This is a genomic window from Azospira sp. I13, assembly GCF_003112695.1.
In the GTDB taxonomy this organism is placed as follows: domain Bacteria; phylum Pseudomonadota; class Gammaproteobacteria; order Burkholderiales; family Rhodocyclaceae; genus Azospira.
Genome location: NZ_BFBP01000008.1, coordinates 1 through 402, shown reverse-complemented (window position 1 = coordinate 402; position 402 = coordinate 1). Strand labels below are relative to the sequence as shown.

General features: G+C 67.7%; 1 protein-coding gene. It reads left to right on the top strand.

Going from position 1 to position 402, the window contains the following annotated elements:
- Positions 1–402 (top strand): calcium-binding protein (locus AZSI13_RS07980; protein ID WP_268807517.1); only part of this gene is annotated, 402 nt, incomplete at both ends.

Here is a 402-nt window from a genome sequence, read left to right as displayed (position 1 = left end):
CCGGCAGCCCCTTCGCCGACACCTACCTGGACGACGACGTCCTGGACACCCCCACCAGCTTTGAAGGCGACGCCGGCAACGACATTGCCACCGGCGGTGCCCGCGCCAACCTCCTCAAAGGCGGCCTGGGCAACGACGAACTGCACGGTGGTGGCGGCAACGACACCCTCCTGGGTGGCGCTGGAGACGACCTCCTGGACGGCGGCAGCGGCGACGACACCCTGGATGGCGGCGCCGGCAACGACACCTACTGGGTCGATGCCGTAGGCGACGTGGTCACCGAACTCGACAAAGGCGGCATCGACCACATCAAGACCAGCCTCACCAGCTACACCCTGGGCGACAACGTTGAGAACCTCAGCTACACCGGCGTAGCCGCCTTCACCGGGACCGGCAACGCCC